This window comes from Simiduia sp. 21SJ11W-1, from assembly GCF_024138675.1.
GTDB lineage: Bacteria > Pseudomonadota > Gammaproteobacteria > Pseudomonadales > Cellvibrionaceae > Simiduia.
Genome location: NZ_CP090959.1, coordinates 3,127,807 through 3,144,336, shown reverse-complemented (window position 1 = coordinate 3,144,336; position 16,530 = coordinate 3,127,807). Strand labels below are relative to the sequence as shown.

Genomic DNA, 16,530 nt, shown 5'->3' with positions numbered 1-16,530 from the left:
GCCTACAAGGATGTAGGTACACCTGTCAGGCCAGGGCCGGCCGGGTAGGCAAGGCCGTGAAGGTGTTGCTCAAATTCACTCGATAAATAGTTCAGTGCGATGCGCAGGAGCGACGGCCTACAAGGATGTAGGTACACCTGTCAGGCCAGGGCCGGCCGGGTAGGCAAGGCCGTGAAGGTGTTGCTCAAATTCACTCCCTTTTGTTTCGGTGTAGGCGCCCAATGCCGCAGGCAGTTTGCCGCTCCATCAGTACTGTCCTGTACTGAGTCGCTCGCGCCACATCCCTGTGGCTTGCAAACTACCTACGGCATTGGGCTTTCGGGTTGGGTGCGGGTTTGAGTTTCTGTGCGGTTAATCTTCTGCGAACCTATACGTTTGGGTTTGGGTTTGGGTTTGGGTTTGGGCGTGTGGCGCGGGTATTTGTTCGCGCAGGCGCCCAATGCCGTAGGTAGTTTGCCGCTCCATCAGTACTGTCCTGTACTGAGTCGCTCGCGCCACATCCCTGTGGCTTGCAAACTACCTACGGCATTGGGCTTTCGGGTTGGGTACGGGTTTGAGTTTCTGTGCGGTTAATCTTCTGCGAACCTATACGTTTGGGTTTGGGTTTGGGCGTGTGGCGCGGGTATTTGTTCGCGCAGGCGCCCAATGCCGTAGGTAGTTTGCCGCTCCATCAGTACTGTCCTGTGCTGAGTCGCTCGCGCCACATCCCTGTGGCTTGCAAACTACCTACGGCATTGGGCTTTCGGGTTGGGTGCGGGTTTGAGTTTCTGTGCGGTTAATCTTCTGCGAACCTATACGTTTGGGTCTGGGTTTGGGACTGTGGCGCGGGTATTTGTTCGCGCAGGCGCCCAATGCCGCAGACAGTTTGCCGCTCCATCAGTACGTCCTGTACTGAGTCGCTCGCGCCACATCCCTGTGGCTTGCAAACTACCTACGGCATTGGGCTTTAGGGTTGGGTGCGGTTGTAGGAGGTTGTGCGGTTAAATTTCTAAAAGGGAAGTGTGGCTCAAGCCTTCGAATCTGTTAGCCCGCCAGAAGTGCGGTGGCAAAAAATACGGCATTGAACAGGGCGTGCAAGGCCATGGGGCTAAGTAAGTTTTCGTGCCTTTCGCGAAAATATCCGAACAAAAGAGACGGGAAAAAAACGCCCAAGCTTAAGGGGTGCACACCTTTGGTGGCCACGTGGGCCAGGGTGAATACGCCGCTGGTAAGGAGGTTGGCAATGCTGAGCTGGCGCCAGCGTTGTGGCCAATGGCGAGCAATTAGCGGTTGGAGCATGCCGCGAAATACGTACTCTTCCACAATGGGGTAAACGGCCACCCACAGCACAATGGCGCTGAGTGTGGCTGTCATTGGGGCGATAATGAGGCCTGCAACTACCGCCACCAATGAACCCGCCAGGGCGAGGGTTGCCCAGTGTTTATCTTGCCAAAAATTATTGTGTGCGAACAAAGCACTGCCTTAGTAAACCCATAAAGGCCAACAATAACAGCAGCGGCAGGCTTAAGTCTTGTGAGTGGCCGTTGCCGATTGCGCAGCCACCACCGCCACCTTTGCTGCTTTTACTGATTTTCTCAATGGGCGAATCCTGCGCGCTGTCGCCCACGCCCACCGCAGACCACGCCAGTTTTACTTGTTCTACGGCATCTGTGCCGTAGTTTTCAGCGGCGGCTTCCATGCCGTTGCGTGCGCCTAAAAAGGTTTCGTTGGTAACCCAGTAATTGTGCAGTGCATCGGTGGCAATTTGCAGGGCTGCATCTATGCCTATGCCGGTTACCGTTACGCCATTGTGGGTGCCGCCTGCGGCCAACAAATAAAACATTTTGTTGGCAACACCGCTGTTGGTGTGAACGCCGCAGTAGTCGTTAAAGCACACGTCGGGCGTTGCGCAGCTCAGGTTGTCTGTGGGTTCCCACAGGTCGCCTTTGTAGGTGTCGGGTTGGCCGTAGGCTTTGGGGTTGGCCAGGTCGCGAATAATGGTAACGCCTTCGCCCAGTGTCCAGTTGGTTTCACCGTTGGCAAACTCAACGGCAACGCCCATCCAATCTGAATAGGCTTCATTGAGTGCGCCCGATTCGCGCTGGTAGGCAAGGTTTACGGCTCTGTCTGAAATGGCGTGGCCCCATTCGTGGGCGGTAACATCCAGCGCGGCTGCCAGGCTGTGCTCATAGTAATTGCCGCTTACGCTTGAAACAAAATCGCGCGGGGTGAACACAATTTCATAGCCATTCCAAAAGGCGTTGTACAGGCTGCCTGCCGGGTAGGTGGTGCCACAAAATTGCGCGGGCTTGGCCGGGTAGGGCGCGTTGGTGAGCGCATACATGGGGGCGCCGGCGTTATCAAAGCTGTTGAAATTCAGCACCGATTGCCAGTAATCGTACACTTTGCCGGAGTTCATAAGTGCATCTAACAACTCGGCCTGATCGAACGGGTCTTGGCCTTGTTGTGTTTGCGCGGCGTTTAGGGTGTCCCAGTTGTTGTCGCTGTCTTTAACATTGTCAGATAAAAATAAATTAAAGCCATCCCAATAGCCGAAGGTGCGCGTGGCAACAATTTCGCTATTGGCCGGTAGCGCGCCGGTGTTGGGGTTGCCAGTGGTGCCCGCCTGATTGGCGCGGCGGCTGATGTCGCGCAGCATAAAGCCGTCGGTTGTGCCGATTTGGGTGGTGGGCACTTGGGCGTAACTGTTGCCAAGCTGGCCGGTGCCGGTGCCAAAGTGCAAAGTGGCGTTGGTGCTGCGGGTGGCAACAATGCTGGGTGCGTTAAATTCGCAGGCTTCAATGGCGTAAACAGAGGCAATGATGTTGCCGGTTATCTGGGCATCTATCACCAGGCTTGCGGTGTCGGTATTGGGTGCTGCGGCCAGTTTTTCAAAGGTGTTGTTTGAGGGTTGGCTGCCATCGCTGTTGGCAAGCAGCACGCAGCAAGACACGCTTAAGTTGTTGCTGCAGCTGTTGGTGGCGTTGTAGGCAATTTCATAGCTGGTGCCGGCGGTTACGGGAAAGGTGAAATGGCTGATTTGACCCTTTGCAAGGCTGATGGCATTAGCGCAAGGGGCGGCCAGTAAGCTTGCCGCGGCAACAAGGCGTAACAGTGTGTGTGACATGTGGCGGCTCCAACTACGGCTGCATGGGAATGGGGTGGCGCAAGGTGTTTTGCACTTCAATCAGGGCGCCGGTTTCGGCATCCAGCCAATAGCTGAAGCGGCCGATGCCGCCGCTGGTGTTGAGATCCAGATGCCAGCGCTGGTGGGGCGCTTCATTGGCGAGCCATTGCTCTGCGTTGAGCAACCTGAGTTCACTTAGCGCCACACCGTGCAAGGTCGCCACTTGCTGCAGGGCTTGCAGCTTACTTAGGGTTTTGGGTGGCTCGCTCATATGGCCTAGCAGCGCGGCTGAGGGCCGCACTATGTGGCCGTTCACGCCGGTTATCACACCCTTGGCATTAAAGTGCACAATCACTTCCATGTCGGCCACGGGAATGCCTGCTATCACCCGGTGAAACCGCAGGTGGTGGTTGCCAAAGCGATCTTCGCGCTGCTTGTGCAGTTGCATTGCCTCGGCATCGGCGGCAAAGAACTCTGGGTTTTCGCTAAAAAACTGCCGGGCTGCAGCCAGGTGTTCATTGCGCGCGAGGCCCGCACCGGCAATGGCCGCGGGTGTTGCCGTTGTGGCGCCAAATTCGCCCTGCAAAAAGAAGTGCCCGCTGGGCAGAGCCTGGTGATTGGTGTTGGCCTGCAGGGTGCTAGGGGCGTAGCGCGCGCCCAGCTCGGCTACCGGGTTGGCCATTAGCTGGGGGCTGGCAACCACCAACAGGGCAAGGTAAAGGTGCTTCAACATAATGCGTAATCCTTCAGGTAATGCGAGCGCGTTCTAGGGCGCAGCCAATACTGATTCTAGTGGGGTGCTGGGAGCGAGGCCAGAGTCTGGCGCAGGTGGCTGCAGCCTGTTCACAACGAATCTGGCGCCTAAGGGCACAATAGGCGCGGGCCACAGCCGCTGCCCACCCGTGCCCTTTGGCGCTTAAAAAATTCGCTAAGCCGTTGTTTTTTCTTTTGTTATAAGTTCGCCAATGGCGTTTTTAAGGCTGTTTAGGCTCACGGGTTTGTGAATCAGGTTCAGGTACGTTCGCTCCAGTTTGGAGAGCACTTCAGGCGCTGTTTCGCCGCTCACCAGCAACGCCGGCAGGCCTGGGAAGCGCTGGCGCAGGGCGGCTACTACATCTATGCCGTTGTCGGTGCCGCGCAGGCGCACATCGGAAAGCAGCAAATCCGGGTTTTGATTTTGGGTCACTTGCAGGGCGCGGTCGGTGCTGTCTGCACTTAATACAGTACAGCCCAGCTCCTGCAGCAGTGCGCCCATGGCCAGCCGCACTGAAGGGTCGTCGTCTACTACCAGCACCGTGAGCGACTGCCAGGGCACGTCTACGGCTTGCGGGTGGGCTTCGGGCTTTGTTGTGGTTGGGCATCGCGCTGCAGGGTGAGGCTGAAGCGGGTGCCCTGGCCGGGCGCAGACTGCATGCTGATCTCGATCTGCATGAGTTTTGCAAGCCTGCTCACAATGGCAAGCCCCAGGCCCAAGCCCTTGGTGCGGTCGCGCTCCGGGTTATCGAGCTGGTAGAACTCTTCAAAAATGCGCCTTTGCTCGCCCGCAGGAATGCCGCGGCCGCTGTCTGTGACGCTCAGTACTACCTGATCGCTGGTGGTGCGCATCTCAATGTCTACGCCGCCTTGGTCTGTGTATTTGATGGCGTTGCCAATGAGGTTGCGCATTATGCGGTCGAGCAGCACCGGGTCTAGGTTGAGGGTGACCTTTTGCAGTGCCGAAATGCCCAGATGCAGGTTTTTCTGCCGGGCGTTATGCAAGTGTTCTTCGTACAGGCGCGCCAGCAGGGTGTCTAGCTGGGTGGGCTTGGGTTTCATGGCCACTATGCCTGCATCGAGCTTGGAGATATCAAGCAGGGCATCCAGCTGGGCGGCCAGCGCTTCAATGGCGCCCTCCATGTGGTGGGCAATCTGCTGGCTTTTGGCATCCAGCTCACGGCGCGATAGCGCCGCAGAGAACAGGCTTAAGGTGTGTATGGGTTGGCGCAAGTCGTGGCTGGCACTGGCCAGAAAACGGGTTTTGGCGTGGCTTGCGGCCTCCGCCTGGGATAACGCCTGTTGCAATTGCTCGTTGGTATCGGCCTGCTCTGAGCGAATGCGGAAGGATTCGCGGTAGAGCCTTGCGGTATCGCGCGCCAGCGAAATCATCATCAGCAGGAAGAAACCGATCAGCACGCCCAGGGTGGGGCCGATCCAGGGGCTGGCCTGGGTGCCGCCGGCCACGCTCCACATCACAATCAAGGGCACCATTACCGGCAGGGCATAGGCCAAAAAGAGCCCCAAATGGCCCGCGGTGGTGGCAATGGCGCCAGTGGTGAGCCCCAACATAATCAGGGTGTGCATGGCGCGCTCGACTTCGGGCAGCTCCGGGAATATGAGCACAGAGACACCCATGCCCACACCGTTAACCAGGCTGAGCCAAATACCCAGTTGAATGCCCTTGTGGGGGTGGGCATCAAAGCGGGTATCTATGGTGTGCAACTGCCAACCGCGCACGGCCATGATGAGCATCATCACCAGCGCCCAGCCAATAAGCAGGCTGTGGGAGGTGTAGCTCCAGGCCATGGCCAGAATCAGTAGCACCGAGGGTATTTTGGCGATGGGCACGCGCAGGCTCTGCCGGGCGAGCAGGTGCAAGATTTCGCGCTGTTCGGGTGCACTCAGTGGCCGGTGGGCATCCGTGTGCGGGGGTTGTTGTTCCATGGGACCTCGGCGGGCTATATCACATAGATATACACAGCCAGAAAGTGACAGGTGCTACCGCCTAAAACAAACAAATGCCAAATGGCGTGGTTATAGGGTATGCGATCCCAACTGTAAAACACGGCGCCCACGGTGTATACCAGGCCGCCGGCCAGCAGTAGCCACATGGCGCCCGAGGGCACTTTGGCGAGCATTTCAGAAATGGCCACAATAATCAGCCAGCCCATCATGATGTAGGTAAACAGCGAAAGCTTCGGGTATTTGTGCTGAAAATACACCTTAAAGAAGATGCCAAACAGCGCCAAACTCCAGATTACGGCAAACAGCGTCCAGCCCCAGGCGCCGCGCAGGTTAATCAGCAGAAAGGGCGTATAGGTGCCGGCAATCAACAGATAAATGGCGCAGTGATCCAAAAGCCTGAACACGTGTTTGGCCCGGGCATTGGCAATGGCGTGGTAGAGGGTAGAGGCCAAAAACAACAAGATGAGTGTTGAGCCATACACAATGGCGCTGGCCAGCTTCCAGCCATCGCCGGAGGCGGCAGAAACAACCACCATCAATGTGAGGGCAACAACACTGAGCGCCGCGCCCACGCCGTGGCTGATGCTGTTGGCTAGCTCTTCTGCCAGCGAGTAGGCGGTGTGTTTTTTGTGTGTCATGGGAAGCTCAAAAAATGTTGTATAACTTTTAAATGGGTTTGGCGGCAATGGGTGCGCCTGCGCGTCTACCCAGTATAACCATAAATCGCGTGCATAAAAAAAAGGAAGCGCGCTTCCTTTTTGAAAAAACAGCAAGAAATATCGCAGCACTGCCGGGTCACGGGTGACCCGGCAGTCGCCCAATGGTTGTGATTACCAGATTTTCACACGCTGCTCGGGCGCAAGGTACAGGCCGTCTTCGGGCTTTACATCAAAGGCCTGATAAAACTCCGGCATGTTGCGCACAATGCCATTTACGCGAAATTCGCTGGGCGCGTGCGGGTCGGTGATCAGGCGTTGTGAAAGCTCCTCATCGCGGTACTTGCGCGCCCACACCTGGCCCCAGCCCATGAAAAAGCGCTGGTCGCCGTGCAGGCCGTCTATTACCGGGGCGGGTTTGCCCTTAAGCGATAATTGGTAGGCCTTGTGGGCGATGGTCATGCCGCCCAGGTCGCCAATGTTTTCACCCAGGGTGAACTTGCCGTTGATGAACTGGCCGGGCAGTGGCTCGAAGGCGTTGTATTGTTCAACCAGCGCATGGGTGCGCTTTTCAAACTCGGCGCGGTCTGTGTCTGTCCACCAGTTGCGCAGGTTGCCGTCGCCATCGTACTGGGAGCCGGAGTCGTCGAAGCCGTGGCCGATCTCGTGGCCGATCACCGCGCCAATACCGCCGTAGTTCACTGCGTCATCGGCGGCCATGTTGAAAAACGGCGGCTGCAAAATGGCGGCCGGGAATACAATCTCGTTGGCCACGGGGTTGTAGTAGGCGTTCACAGTTTGCGGTGTCATGTGCCATTCGGTTTTATCGATGGGGCTGCCGAGTTTGGCCAGGTTGCGGTCGTACTCGTAAAGGGCTGCACGCTTGGCGTTGCCCAAGAGGTCGTCTGGGCGAATTTCCAGTGCGCTGTAGTCGCGCCACTTATCCGGGTAGCCAATTTTGTAGGTGAACTTAGACAGCTTCTCGTGCGCGGCCACTTTGGTTTCGGGCGTCATCCACTCCAGGCCGTCGATGCCGTGGCCGAAGGCAACCAGCAGGTTTTGCACCAGCTGCTCCATGCGCGCTTTGGCTTCTTTGGGGAAGTGTTTTTCCACGTAGATTTTGCCCACAGCCTCGCCGATTACATCGTCGGTAAACTGCACGGCACGCTTCCAGCGCTCTTGCTGGGCTTCAACGCCGCGCAGGGTTTTGCTGTAAAAGGCGAAGTTGGCATCGTCAAAGGCTTTGCTCAATAAAGGCGCAGCACCAGAGAGCACGCGCCACTTGGCGTAGGCTTTCCAGTCGTCCAGCGGTTTGGCGGCCAGGGTTTCGCCGAAAGTTGTGAGGTAGGAGGGCTGATACACAATGATGTCGGCCTGGCCATCAATGCCCAGGGCTTTGGTCCAGTTGGCCCAGTTCACTGCTGAAGCCAAGGTGTTCAGCTCGCCCAGGGGCATTTTGTTGTAGGTTTTCACCGGGTCGCGGTTATCCACACGGGCCCAGTGGCCTTCGGCGAGTGCCGCTTCTATGGCGTAGATGGCCTCAGCCGAGGCTTCAATACCCGCCAATGCCAGCATCTTGTTGATGTGCGCCAGGTAGGCTGCGCGAATTTTTTGGTGCTTTTCATCGTCTTTGAAGTAGTAGTCGCGATCGGGCAGGCCCAGGCCAGACTGATAGGTGTACACCGCGTAGCGGGTGGCCTCGCGCTTATCTTGGTTAATAAAGGGCGCGATGGGGGTCTTGATACCGGCGCGGCTGGCCTGGCCGAACCAGGTCATGAGGGCGTCTTTGCTCTCTAGCGCGTCAATTTCTGCAAGCGTGGGCTCAATAGGGGTCAGGCCCCGGGCTTCAAGGGTTGCTGTATCCATGTAGCTTTTGAAGAAGTCGCCCACCTTTTGGGTTTCGCTGCCGGGTTTTGCTTTGGCGGCTGCGGCGTCTTCAATAATGGTGCGCAATTGCGCTTCGGCGGCGTCTGCGAGAATGCCGAAGGAGCCGTAGTTGGATTTATCTGCCGGAATTTCCGTTGTGGCCAGCCAGTTGCCGTTCACGTGGCGGTAAAAATCGTCTTGGGCGCGCACGGACGGGTCGCCGTTGGCGCGATCGATACCCGCGCTAAGAGGGGCGGGGGCGCTTGCCGTTGCCTGTTCGGGGGCTTTGTCGCCACTGCAGGCGGCCAGTGCCGCCAGTGCCAGCGCCGGGGCCAGCAGGGGTTTTACGTTGAATACGGCCATGGGGAATCCTTGTTGTTGCCATTGTTATTATTGGCCCGCGCGGGCCGATGCTTTTATAGACGAGCAAGCCCGCTAATCGCTCAATGGGCGTCGGGCAGCCCTTTGCGCTGCAGCCTTGCCAGTGCCCGCGCCAGCGGTGCCTTAATGAGCATCGCGAGCAGCCAGCCGGTGCCGGGCAGGCGTGCATCAAAGGTGATGCGGTAGCAAAGCGCTGTACCCGTGCTTGTGGCGTTTAGAGTCAGTTGGCCTTCATGGTTCTTGATAGGGCTGCCGCGGCTGACGCGATAGCTCATGCGGGTGGGGCGCTCATAGGCGGTCACGGTTTCATCAAAGTGCCAAAACGGCAGCAGGTATATCCTGCGCACGGCGCCCAGCCCGTTGCGGTGCGGCGCCCCCTCAACCACTCGTTCAATGCGTTGGCCAATAAGGCGGCCAAAGCGCTCGTGATCTGTCAGCAGGTCAAACAGCGCCTCGGGTGGGCAGTCAACCTGGTATTGCATCTGTATTTCCTGGGCGGCCATAAGGGCATCCTATGCAGTGGCGTAAATTGAGGGTTATTTTGTTAGATAGCGCAATAAGCAGGTGATTAACTGTGCCCTTTTGATTGACCATAGGCCAATAGCTTATACGAACCTTGAGCTTGTGCGCCGCCTGTGAGGTGGAGTATGGCAAGTGCGTGCGGCTTGTTGCAGTGAACCAATGCTCAGTGCCGATCACCCGCGGGCAATGTGCCCAAATCCTGAAACGCGCTGCTGTGTGAATGGCTGCTGTGCAAGGTGAGTTTAGCGGGTATATGCGTGCATTTCGGAGGTTAAAAAAGTTATCAACCAACCTTTGTAATATATGGGTTGATTTTCGCGCCTATTGAGAAAAAGCGCGCAGGCTCAAATTAGAAATTGCAATTTTTCTAACGTAAAAACCCGCTATTCATCGCACCGTTAATCGCTTTTGTGCATCGGTTTATCGCCGGATTCGCTTTGGCCGGTGAAACGCTGCTGTTTGCCGAAACGCCCTGTTTTTTTGCCATCAGTTTTTCAATACTGGTTGCCAAGTCGCCACAACTGGTGACCGGCAAGCGAAAACAGATACCCAAAAAAATACAGAGTCACAGGAGCTTTACCATGAACACAATCAAGCATCTTAGCGTAAGTACCGGCGTTGCCCTTATTGCCGGTGTGGCTTTAAGCGCCAGCGCCATGTTCGCCACCGCAGATACCAAAATTGAACGCGACGGCAAGGTGTACATTGTTGCCGACAACGAAGCCAGCAGCGTGTGTAAATCCATTGTGCGCGATCAGCCCAGCCAGTTGCGCCGCGCCCTGCATCACGGTTTGACGCCCATCGAGCGCTCCCGTGCACATACTTTTTACCAGTGCAATGAAAAAGACCTCTTGTCTTTCGCCCATGAAGTAGAAGCCACCAAGGTGGTGGGTTACCTCACACCCAAGTTCTACGGCAATCAGCGCATTACCACCGAAGAAGTGGCCAGCCGCTAATCCCGCCTTTCCAAGCGCGCCGTTGGCGCGCTTTATCCCCTTTTTTTGTGTGGTTTTTACCTATCCAGCCTTGACGCGTATTTCCTTGTGGGCCTGTAAGCCTGTGCTAGCCTGAAAGCATCGCTGTGTTTATTCTGAGGAATCTATGACGTCATTATTTTTGCGCATGCGCCTGGTGCACTGGGTGGGCATTGCGTTGTTATCTGTGAATGCGCTGTTTTTTACCGACAATACCGCAAGCCTTGTGATTCAAGGGCTGTTGGTGGTGGTGCTGGTGATTCACGATGTGGATGAAAAGCGCTGGGGGGTAGATGCCCTGCAGCAGGTGGGGGATTACTTTCAGCATTTCGCCAGAAAAGATCTCACGGTTACCTGCGATGTGAACACCTCGCTCAATGCCGAGATGGGCGAGATAGTGCAAACCATCGATACCTTCCGCGAGCAAATACAGTTGGCCATGAGCGACATCAAGCGCGTGGCCGGTGCCAATGAAGCGGCTGCCAAGCACCTGTCGGCCACCGGCCAAACCATGGGCCAGCGCATTCGCGACGAGGTGGCTATTGTGGGGCGCGCGCGCGCCCACATGCACGAAATGCACGAACTCACCCAAAGTATCAGCCAGCGCGCAGAGCAAACCAACACCTAGGTGATTGGCGCCAACGAGCAATTGCAGGCCTCGCGCTCGAACATTGCTGCCATGGCCGAGATGGTGGATGAACACGTAAAAGCCAGTAACGAAATTACTGAAAACTTTGCCACTCTCTCGGCTAACGCATTAAAAATCAAAGACGTGTTGGCTGTGATTAACGGCATTGCCGATCAAACCAACCTGCTGGCTTTAAACGCCGCCATTGAGGCGGCGCGCGCGGGTGAGCACGGGCGTGGCTTTTCTGTGGTGGCCGATGAGGTGCGAGGGCTTTCCCAATCTACCCAAAACAGCCTGACAGAAATTAATGAAATCATTTCCGCCATTACCAGCGCCATTGATAACGCCGGTAAAAAAGTGGATCAGCAAAAAAGCTCCCTTGAAGCTTTGAGCATTACCTCGCGCGAGGCCAGCGATGTGATAGTGGGTGCGTGCGATGTAATGCAAGAGGTGGCGCAGCTTACCGGCCAGCGCAGTGCCCAGGGGCATTCAAATATTCACTCGGTAAGCGTAAAGGTGGATGAAGTACTGCAAGAGGTGGAACAGTTGGCATCGGCGGCGTCGCTGTCTGAGCGCGACATAGGTGAGCTTGCAGATATTGCCAATAATCTCTCTGGCGCTGTGCAGGAATTGCGTGGCAAGGTGGATGCCTTTCACACTTAGCAGGCGAGCATTAGGCTTATAGAAAATTGCACAAAGCCCCCAAGGCGCGCCACGCACCTTGGGGGCTTTGCGTTAGGCCGGTTGTTGCTGGGTAATGCAGTGAATGTTGCCACCGCCCAGCAAAATTTCACGCCCCGGTACCATCACCACTTCGCGCCCCGGAAAAGCCTCGGCCAAAATGGCCTTGGCTGTGGCATCGTGCGGGTCGTCAAAGCTTGGGGCAATAATGGCGCCATTAATAATCAGAAAATTCACGTAAGATCCGGCCAGCCGAATGGAGGGGTCGCGCGGCTGGGTGCCGGCCACGCTGTCGATGCCCTGGCACTCTTGTTCGGTGGCAAAGATCGGCCCGGGAATGGGCATTTTAATGATATTGAACGGCCGGCCCTTGGCATCGGTTGAGGCCTCGAGTACCGCAAGCGCTCTGCGCACACGGGCGTAGTTTGGGTCTGACTCGTCGTCTGTCCAGCACAAAAGCACTTCACCGGGTTTGGTGAAGCAGCAGAAGTTGTCTACGTGGCCGTCGGTTTCATCGTTATAGAGCCCATCGGGTAACCAGATTACCTTGCGGATGCCCAGGGTATCGGCAAGGGTGGCTTCTATTTGCTCGCGCGCAAGGTGCGGGTTGCGATTGGCGTTCAGCAGGCACTCCTCGGTGGTGAGCAGGGTGCCTTCGCCGTCTACGTGAATCGAGCCGCCTTCGAGTACAAAATTCTCCGTGCGATAGCGCGCAACTTGCTCCAGCTGGCAAATTTTGCGCGCCACCTGGTCGTCTTTATGCCAGGGGAAATAGAGCCCGCCATCAAGCCCGCCCCAGGCGTTAAAGCACCAGTCGATACCCTGCACATCGCCCTTGCCGTTAATGACAAAGGTGGGGCCGGTATCGCGCACCCAGGCGTCGTCGTTGGAAATCTCCACCACGCGAATGTTGGGCTCGTTGGCCAATTGCTCGCTGGCATTTTCAAACTGGGCCTGTGAGGCGCCCACGGTGAGTGGTTGAAAGCGCGCAATGGCGCGCATTACGCGCGCAAAGGCGGCCTGGGCCGGTTTGGCGCCCAGGCGCCAGTTGTCTGTGCGCTCGGGCCACATCATCCACACCTGCTTTTGTGGCGCCCATTCGGCGGGCATGAAAAACCCGCTTGCAGAAGGTGTACTCATGAGGGCAGCTCACCGTCCAGGGTGGCGATGGGGGTGTAGAGGTTCGGGCGGCGATCGCGGAATACGCCCCAGGCAGTGCGGATTTTCTCCAGCTCATCCAGATCAAAGCTTGCCACCAAAACCGCTTCGCCGGTTTCATCGGCCTCTTGGACTTTTTCGCCAAACTGGTTGGCAATGAACGAGGAGCCGTAGAAGGTGATGTGGTAATCCTCCTGGTCTTCACGGCCAATACGGTTTGAGGCAACCAGTGGCATCAGGTTGGCACCGGCATGGCCTTGCTGTACCCGCTGCCAGTGATCGCGCGAGGTGATGTTCGGGTCGTGGGGTTCACTGCCGATGGCGGTGGGGTAAAACAGCACTTCGGCGCCCATCAATGCCATGGAGCGCGCGCACTCGGGGAACCACTGATCCCAGCAAATGCCGATGCCAATGCGGGCATAGCGGGTATCCCACACTTTAAAGCCAGTATCGCCGGGGTTGAAATAGTACTTTTCGTGGTAGCCCGGGCCATCGGGAATGTGGCTTTTACGGTAGTTACCAAGAGTTTCACCGTCGGCATCAATCACCACAATGGAGTTGTAGCGGGCGCGGCCGGCGCGCTCGAAGTAGCTAATAGGCAATACCACGGCCAGCTCTTTGGCGATTTTTTGAAAGTGCGCAATGGCGGGATTTTCAGACAGCGGCGTGGCCAACTGGGTGTAGTCGGCATTGGGCTTCTGGCAAAAGTAGGGCGTTTCAAATAATTCCTGCAATAAAATAATTTGCGCGCCTTTGGCGTGTGCGTCGCGCACCAGGCGCTCGCCGTTGGCGATGTTGGCATCGCGATCCCAAGAACAGGCCATTTGAGTGGCGGCTACAGTAACCTTGCGGGACATCATTCTCTCCTGATAAAGGTGGGCCTTAGGCCCGTGGACTACCTCTGGCGGCCGATGGCCTGCCTTTGCAGAAGTAGACGTAAAACGTGGCGAAAGGCACAGTGTAGCGCCCTTTATTCCAAGGGTTAAATGGCCTGCTGAGGGTAGAACCGATAAATTCCCCTGCCGCGCGCGGCAACAGCCCACGCCCGGCCTGCTGGCGCCGTTGTTTTAGCCGCAGGGCGTGTTGGGCGCGAAGGGCTTAAATGGGCCCGTGAGGCTTGTGCCAAGGCGCGCAGGGCTGGGGCATCAGTTGGGCGCGGGCGTGCTCCAGGCACCAGCGCTTTACCCGGGCCTTATCTGCCCTGTGTGCGCAGCGAAAATCTGCGGCCCCCAGGCGCCCCTCGGCCATGAGTTGCTGCAGCGCGCGGGCATCTATTTCCACCACCAGGGTTTCTGCAGCGGTGCCTTGGCCCCAGCCGGGTGCAGCTATGTTTGCCCTGTGCATCTTTACCTCCTGAATGTGCAAGCTTGCCTTCCGGTTAAATGTAAATGATAATTAATTGCGCTTAAGGTATGGCTTGAAAATTTACCGGCGGAAATGATGAATCATTGGAATATACGGGGCTTGTGTGGCCATCATCGGGCAATGCTTGCGCGTTCACCGGAGTTGGCCATGGCCTATTGGCGGCGCGCTATGCAATTGGCGCAGGCATCAAGGCTTAAGGGGGAATACGAGCGGGCGGCTGCTGCGTATGCTTGTGCGTTTGATATTGCAAGGCTCAGGCTCGCAGACAGTGAACAGGGGTTGTTAAGCGGTTTTGGGCCCGCGCAGTTAGTTGCAGTGGTTTTGCAATGGCTGCATTTGGTGGCGTCTCCACTTGGCCCGCGCCATAAAAAAATTGCGCACAATGCAGAGCCAATGATGGCCGCGGTAGCAGCCTTTTGGTTTTGCCGGCGCTTTTTACTGAGCGCGCTCAAGCAGCCAACAACCTGCGGCTTGGCGCAAGACATCCAAAATAATTTGACGGCACTCGATGCGCATTTGCATTGGTTGCAGGACTATTCTACCCACGAGCATGAGCATTCCAGGCTTCATTGAGGCCAAAAATAACCGGCAGGTTTGCAAATTAAAAGTGGGCGTGGTGTTAAGAAGGCAGGTGCAAACGAAAAGTCGGCGTTCAATAGCAGAGCCCAGTAAGCGCTCTGCTATTGATGCGCCGTTCCGTCAATATCGACGGCAGGAGAGCAATGAAACTCGGTTTAGAGCATGTGAAACAAGTGCCTTGCGGCAAAAAACTTAGCGAGTACTCGCTTTAAATTCTTGCAGTGCCGCGTTGTATTCGTCGGCAATTGCGTACACCTGATCTACCAGTGCATTGTGTGTGCGCGTAGAGCGAACACATTTCAGGTAATCGCGCGTGGCGCTCACGTAGCTTTTAACGCTTTCTTGCGTGGCCAGCATGCTTTCTGCGCTGCGCTCGGTGGCGGCAGGAATGCTGGGCGCAGCAGGTTGCGTGACGCTGTCGCAGTTGCTTGCGAAACTTGCGCTGCTAAATACACCCAGTGCCAAAGTGACACAGGTGATTGAAGTGATTGATGAAACGCGTGTCATAAAACTCATGGCCATTACCTCTGTTAAGTCCCCAAAATAAACTGATGCATTCGGCGTATTGCCTGACTACGCAAAAGGTATTGCAGGCCTTGTGCCAACTTTAAAAATCAATGTGAAAATATTTTTCTGCGCAATAAAAATTATTTTTATGGATCATTTTTGGTAAAAAAGTGTGTGTGCAGAGAGGCGCGTTCGGAACCATCGGGTAGGCCGATAAGCGGGTGTGAGAAAGTGGTGCACCAAAATCAGGCTTTTTTTGGCGGCGCACTGAAATGGCGCAAAAAGGCTTTGGGTTTTATTTTAAGTTAATATTTAACTTAATTTTGCTGCGACCTGCAGCGAGGCTAGGCTGCCTGTCTATCACGTAAACCCTATTTCGGTTGAGCACTTTTTGTTTCGGAGGTGGCCCGGTTTAGCCGGCGCTGAAAGCCCGCGCGCACTTGGCGCAAATGCATCGGCCGCGGCCGGCCCTGGCGATGAGCGCTTTGGGAAAGTGCTGTGTTTGGCACCAGCAGTGGCGAGCGGCAGGATTTGCTGCATAGGCGCAGTGATTTTCAGCCTGGCAAAGCGGGCACAGCAGGGCTTTGGGCATTGCGGGTGAAGGCGAGTCGCCGGGCGACGGGGTTTCTTTCGGGTTAACGTAGCCAACCGATGGCCTTTCAGGCGCGCTCATGAAATGGCCATCTTAGCGCCTGGCTTTCAGGCCTTTGCCCACCACATAGACTTCACGCGAGCGGGGGCGCGAGGCATCGGGCTTGCGGATAACCACTTTGTCGAACACCTCTCGCACGGCTTTTATGTATTCATCGTAGCCCTCACCGTGAAACACCTTGGCTAAAAAGTTGCCCTTGGGTTTCAGGGTTTGCTGGGCCATATCCAGCGCCAGCTCCACCAGGTACATAGAGGCCGCCTGATCAGCAGCGGCCACGCCACTGATGTTGGGCGCCATGTCGGAAATCACAAGATCGGCCTGGGCACCGCCCAGGGCGGCCATAATTTCGTCGAACACCGATTGCTCGGTGAAATCACCCTGAATGAAATCCACTTGTTCCAGGGCGTCCATTGGCAGAATGTCCGAGGCAATCACACGGCCTTTCAAGCCCACTAAATGGCCTGCCACCTGCGACCAGCCGCCCGGCGCCGAGCCCAAGTCGAGCACCAGCATGCCGGGGCGGATGAGTTTGTCTTTATCGTTGATTTCCAGCAGCTTATAACTGGCGCGTGAGCGGTAGCCATCCACCTGGGCCCGTTTTACATAGGGGTCGTTTACGTGCTCTTCGAGCCAGCGGTTGCTGCTTTTGGAACGGGCCATGGTTGAGTGTCTCGGTGGGTGAACGCGGGGGCATTATTGTACGCACCTCGGGGCTTGCGCAAAAGGCCGGTGGC

Annotated in this window: 18 protein-coding genes; 4 read left to right on the top strand and 14 right to left on the bottom strand. The window is 56.5% G+C overall.

Going from position 1 to position 16,530, the window contains the following annotated elements:
* Window positions 1-1,023 precede the first annotated feature (1,023 nt).
* The 8 genes from mrtJ to L1F30_RS13700 all read right to left on the bottom strand — a co-directional run bounded on the left by mrtJ (window position 1,024) and on the right by L1F30_RS13700 (window position 9,212).
* Window positions 1,024-1,452 carry a JDVT-CTERM system glutamic-type intramembrane protease gene (gene mrtJ / locus L1F30_RS13735; protein ID WP_253356833.1) on the bottom strand — a complete coding sequence of 143 codons (429 nt, stop codon included), beginning with the start codon at window positions 1,450-1,452 and terminating at the stop codon, window positions 1,024-1,026.
* The gene (locus L1F30_RS13730) at window positions 1,436-3,106 is read right to left on the bottom strand and encodes a M4 family metallopeptidase (protein WP_253356831.1); all 1,671 of its coding nucleotides are present in this window, start codon (window positions 3,104-3,106) and stop codon (window positions 1,436-1,438) included. The genes mrtJ and L1F30_RS13730 overlap by 17 nt, the downstream gene beginning before the upstream one ends.
* A 13-nt stretch (window positions 3,107-3,119) precedes the next feature.
* Window positions 3,120-3,839 carry a hypothetical protein gene (locus L1F30_RS13725; protein WP_253356829.1) on the bottom strand — a complete coding sequence of 240 codons (720 nt, stop codon included), beginning with the start codon at window positions 3,837-3,839 and terminating at the stop codon, window positions 3,120-3,122.
* 195 nt (window positions 3,840-4,034) lie between these two features.
* Window positions 4,035-4,421, bottom strand: a complete 387-nt coding sequence (locus L1F30_RS13720; RefSeq protein WP_253356827.1) for a response regulator — start codon at window positions 4,419-4,421, stop codon at window positions 4,035-4,037.
* Between the two features lie 2 nt (window positions 4,422-4,423).
* Window positions 4,424-5,806, bottom strand: a complete 1,383-nt coding sequence (locus L1F30_RS13715; protein ID WP_253356825.1) for a sensor histidine kinase KdpD — start codon at window positions 5,804-5,806, stop codon at window positions 4,424-4,426.
* Window positions 5,807-5,820: 14 nt separating this feature from the next.
* Entirely contained in the window at window positions 5,821-6,465 is a 645-nt protein-coding gene (locus L1F30_RS13710) for a hemolysin III family protein (protein WP_253356823.1), read from the bottom strand.
* Window positions 6,466-6,657: 192 nt separating this feature from the next.
* Entirely contained in the window at window positions 6,658-8,712 is a 2,055-nt protein-coding gene (locus L1F30_RS13705) for a M13 family metallopeptidase (RefSeq protein WP_253356821.1), read from the bottom strand.
* 80 nt (window positions 8,713-8,792) lie between these two features.
* Window positions 8,793-9,212: an SRPBCC family protein gene (locus L1F30_RS13700; RefSeq protein WP_253356819.1), complete on the bottom strand. Its 420-nt coding sequence runs from the start codon at window positions 9,210-9,212 to the stop codon at window positions 8,793-8,795.
* Between the two features lie 621 nt (window positions 9,213-9,833).
* Here L1F30_RS13700 and L1F30_RS13695 point away from each other — a divergent pair.
* The 3 genes from L1F30_RS13695 to L1F30_RS13685 all read left to right on the top strand — a co-directional run bounded on the left by L1F30_RS13695 (window position 9,834) and on the right by L1F30_RS13685 (window position 11,517).
* Window positions 9,834-10,208: a DUF3718 domain-containing protein gene (locus tag L1F30_RS13695; protein ID WP_253356817.1), complete on the top strand. Its 375-nt coding sequence runs from the start codon at window positions 9,834-9,836 to the stop codon at window positions 10,206-10,208.
* A 145-nt stretch (window positions 10,209-10,353) separates the two neighbouring features.
* Window positions 10,354-10,854 carry a methyl-accepting chemotaxis protein gene (locus L1F30_RS13690; RefSeq protein ID WP_253356815.1) on the top strand — a complete coding sequence of 167 codons (501 nt, stop codon included), beginning with the start codon at window positions 10,354-10,356 and terminating at the stop codon, window positions 10,852-10,854.
* Window positions 10,855-10,905: 51 nt separating this feature from the next.
* The gene (locus tag L1F30_RS13685) at window positions 10,906-11,517 is read left to right on the top strand and encodes a methyl-accepting chemotaxis protein (RefSeq protein ID WP_371922664.1); all 612 of its coding nucleotides are present in this window, start codon (window positions 10,906-10,908) and stop codon (window positions 11,515-11,517) included.
* A gap of 72 nt (window positions 11,518-11,589) precedes the next feature.
* Here L1F30_RS13685 and aguA read toward each other — a convergent pair whose 3' ends face one another.
* The 3 genes from aguA to L1F30_RS13670 all read right to left on the bottom strand — a co-directional run bounded on the left by aguA (window position 11,590) and on the right by L1F30_RS13670 (window position 14,037).
* The gene (gene aguA, locus L1F30_RS13680; protein ID WP_253356813.1) at window positions 11,590-12,675 is read right to left on the bottom strand and encodes an agmatine deiminase; all 1,086 of its coding nucleotides are present in this window, start codon (window positions 12,673-12,675) and stop codon (window positions 11,590-11,592) included.
* Window positions 12,672-13,550 (bottom strand): N-carbamoylputrescine amidase, encoded by an 879-nt coding sequence (aguB, locus tag L1F30_RS13675; RefSeq protein ID WP_253356811.1) that lies wholly within the window; start codon window positions 13,548-13,550, stop codon window positions 12,672-12,674. The genes aguA and aguB overlap by 4 nt, the downstream gene beginning before the upstream one ends.
* A 241-nt stretch (window positions 13,551-13,791) precedes the next feature.
* Window positions 13,792-14,037, bottom strand: coding sequence for a hypothetical protein (locus tag L1F30_RS13670; RefSeq protein ID WP_253356809.1), 246 nt, complete (start codon window positions 14,035-14,037; stop codon window positions 13,792-13,794).
* A 168-nt stretch (window positions 14,038-14,205) separates the two neighbouring features.
* On the opposite strand from L1F30_RS13670, the gene L1F30_RS13665 reads away from it, so the two are divergent.
* Window positions 14,206-14,631 (top strand): hypothetical protein, encoded by a 426-nt coding sequence (locus L1F30_RS13665; RefSeq protein ID WP_253356807.1) that lies wholly within the window; start codon window positions 14,206-14,208, stop codon window positions 14,629-14,631.
* Window positions 14,632-14,829: 198 nt separating this feature from the next.
* On the opposite strand, the gene L1F30_RS13660 is transcribed toward L1F30_RS13665, so the two are convergent.
* The 3 genes from L1F30_RS13660 to rlmE all read right to left on the bottom strand — a co-directional run bounded on the left by L1F30_RS13660 (window position 14,830) and on the right by rlmE (window position 16,456).
* Window positions 14,830-15,153 carry a hypothetical protein gene (locus tag L1F30_RS13660; RefSeq protein ID WP_253356805.1) on the bottom strand — a complete coding sequence of 108 codons (324 nt, stop codon included), beginning with the start codon at window positions 15,151-15,153 and terminating at the stop codon, window positions 14,830-14,832.
* A 403-nt stretch (window positions 15,154-15,556) separates the two neighbouring features.
* A complete protein-coding gene (locus tag L1F30_RS17615; RefSeq protein ID WP_371922663.1) occupies window positions 15,557-15,736 on the bottom strand; it encodes a cysteine-rich CWC family protein in 180 nt (59 codons plus the stop codon).
* Window positions 15,737-15,829: 93 nt separating this feature from the next.
* Window positions 15,830-16,456 (bottom strand): 23S rRNA (uridine(2552)-2'-O)-methyltransferase RlmE, encoded by a 627-nt coding sequence (gene rlmE, locus L1F30_RS13655; protein WP_253356803.1) that lies wholly within the window; start codon window positions 16,454-16,456, stop codon window positions 15,830-15,832.
* Window positions 16,457-16,530: the final 74 nt, after the last annotated feature.

Bases quoted from the DNA above. Each gene is read 5' to 3' on its own strand.
- L1F30_RS13690 (WP_253356815.1), top strand. From the start codon at position 10,354: ATGACGTCATTATTTTTGCGCATGCGCCTGGTGCACTGGGTGGGCATT.
- L1F30_RS13705 (WP_253356821.1), bottom strand. From the start codon at position 8,712: ATGGCCGTATTCAACGTAAAACCCCTGCTGGCCCCGGCGCTGGCACTG.
- L1F30_RS13670 (WP_253356809.1), bottom strand. From the start codon at position 14,037: ATGCACAGGGCAAACATAGCTGCACCCGGCTGGGGCCAAGGCACCGCT.
- L1F30_RS13700 (WP_253356819.1), bottom strand. From the start codon at position 9,212: ATGCAATACCAGGTTGACTGCCCACCCGAGGCGCTGTTTGACCTGCTG.
- L1F30_RS13685 (WP_371922664.1), top strand. From the start codon at position 10,906: ATGGCCGAGATGGTGGATGAACACGTAAAAGCCAGTAACGAAATTACT.
- L1F30_RS13725 (WP_253356829.1), bottom strand. From the start codon at position 3,839: ATGTTGAAGCACCTTTACCTTGCCCTGTTGGTGGTTGCCAGCCCCCAG.
- aguA (WP_253356813.1), bottom strand. From the start codon at position 12,675: ATGAGTACACCTTCTGCAAGCGGGTTTTTCATGCCCGCCGAATGGGCG.
- L1F30_RS17615 (WP_371922663.1), bottom strand. From the start codon at position 15,736: ATGCCCAAAGCCCTGCTGTGCCCGCTTTGCCAGGCTGAAAATCACTGC.
- L1F30_RS13730 (WP_253356831.1), bottom strand. From the start codon at position 3,106: ATGTCACACACACTGTTACGCCTTGTTGCCGCGGCAAGCTTACTGGCC.
- rlmE (WP_253356803.1), bottom strand. From the start codon at position 16,456: ATGGCCCGTTCCAAAAGCAGCAACCGCTGGCTCGAAGAGCACGTAAAC.
- L1F30_RS13660 (WP_253356805.1), bottom strand. From the start codon at position 15,153: ATGAGTTTTATGACACGCGTTTCATCAATCACTTCAATCACCTGTGTC.
- aguB (WP_253356811.1), bottom strand. From the start codon at position 13,550: ATGTCCCGCAAGGTTACTGTAGCCGCCACTCAAATGGCCTGTTCTTGG.
- L1F30_RS13695 (WP_253356817.1), top strand. From the start codon at position 9,834: ATGAACACAATCAAGCATCTTAGCGTAAGTACCGGCGTTGCCCTTATT.
- L1F30_RS13665 (WP_253356807.1), top strand. From the start codon at position 14,206: ATGGCCTATTGGCGGCGCGCTATGCAATTGGCGCAGGCATCAAGGCTT.
- L1F30_RS13715 (WP_253356825.1), bottom strand. From the start codon at position 5,806: ATGGAACAACAACCCCCGCACACGGATGCCCACCGGCCACTGAGTGCA.
- L1F30_RS13710 (WP_253356823.1), bottom strand. From the start codon at position 6,465: ATGACACACAAAAAACACACCGCCTACTCGCTGGCAGAAGAGCTAGCC.